The following is a 1,491-nucleotide window of genomic DNA, read 5'->3' on the forward strand; positions in this document are numbered from 1 at the left end:
ATGCCAATGCAGAAGCCGACGACCCGGTGCTGGCTGAATTGCTCAATGACTATAGCGACCCGGACGACCGGGCCCGTTGCNCCCAGCGTCTGGATGCCGCCGCCCAGTGGATGGACGAAGCCGCCATCTACACCATCCACGGCTTCTGTAATCGCATGCTCAAACAGCATGCCTTCGATTCCGGCAGCCTGTTCAGCCTGGAATTGCAGGAAGACGCCAGCGACGAACAGCAGATGGCAGCGCGGGATTACTGGCGCTCGGTGATTGCCGATTTCCCGGTGAGCGCCGCCAATGCCCTGCAAAGCGACAACCTGGGCAACCCGGATGCCCTGCTGGACGCCTGCCGTCCCCTGCTCGGCCTGAAAGAAGCTGACCCGGAAGAGTTACCGCAAAGCGTCAAACACTGGCTCACGCAAACCGACCCCCAGGCGGACAAGGATCAACACGCCCGCCGGCAACTGGCCGCCGAACTGCCGGCCTTTCTCGAATGGGTGCGCGCCGCCCGCGATAACAAATGGCTCAACGGCAACAGCTACCGCACCACCAGCCTGCCCGGCATGCTGCAAACCCTGCAGCGCTACGCCAATGGCGAACGGCTTAACGACAAGGCCTACGACACCCTGGCAAAGTTTTCCCATGAAGGCATGAAACTCACCAAGGCCGGCCAGGCGCATCGGCCGGACTTTGCCTTCTGCCAGCAGCTGGACGCGGTCATGGAAGGGCGGGCAAATACACAGTTGCCCCGCACCGACCTGCTCGCCCATGCCGCCGCCTGGATCGACCGGCGCGTGGATCAGGTCCGCCGCCAGACCGCCACCATGGGCTTCGACGACATGCTCAGCCGCCTGCACGATGCCTTGAAAGGCAGCAACGGCGAACGCCTGGCCCAGGTCATTCGCGACCAGTTTCCGGTGGCGTTGATCGACGAATTCCAGGACACCGACCCCACCCAGTACGGCATTTTTTCCGCGCTCTATGAAGGGCAAGAAGGCACCGGCTGGTTCATGATCGGCGATCCCAAGCAGGCCATCTACGCCTTCCGGGGTGCCGACGTCTTTACCTATCTGAAAGCCCGCCGGGCCACAGAAGGCAACCACTACACCCTGGACAAAAACTTCCGCAGCGCCGAAGCCATGGTCAGCGCCGTGAACCATCTGTTCACCTACAGCCAGACTACCTTTGGCGATGTGTTCATGATGGACAACGCCATTCCCTTTGACGCGGTAAACGCCAACGGTCGCAAGGACGTTCTGCTGGTCGACAACAACGAAAAATCCGGCATTACCCTGTGGGTGGACGAGCAGGAAAAACCGGTCAGCGCCGGCCAATACCGGGAGGAGCAGGCGGCACGCTGCGCCAGCGAAATTGCCCATCTGCTTAACGGTGCCGTAAAAGGCGTCACCGGCTTCCGGAAAGCCGGCAGCTTCCGGCCCCTGCATCCCAACGACATTGCCATCCTGGTTCGCGACCGCACCGAAGCCAAAGCCATCC

1 protein-coding gene is annotated in these 1,491 nt (G+C 61.8%); it reads left to right on the top strand.

Features of this window, described 5'->3' with window-relative positions; translation table 11 throughout:
• A partial coding sequence (locus tag A3754_RS19605) for a UvrD-helicase domain-containing protein (RefSeq protein WP_156497103.1) occupies nucleotides 1-1,491 on the top strand: 1,491 nt, incomplete at both ends.

It is taken from the genome of Alcanivorax sp. HI0083 (genome assembly GCF_001635175.1).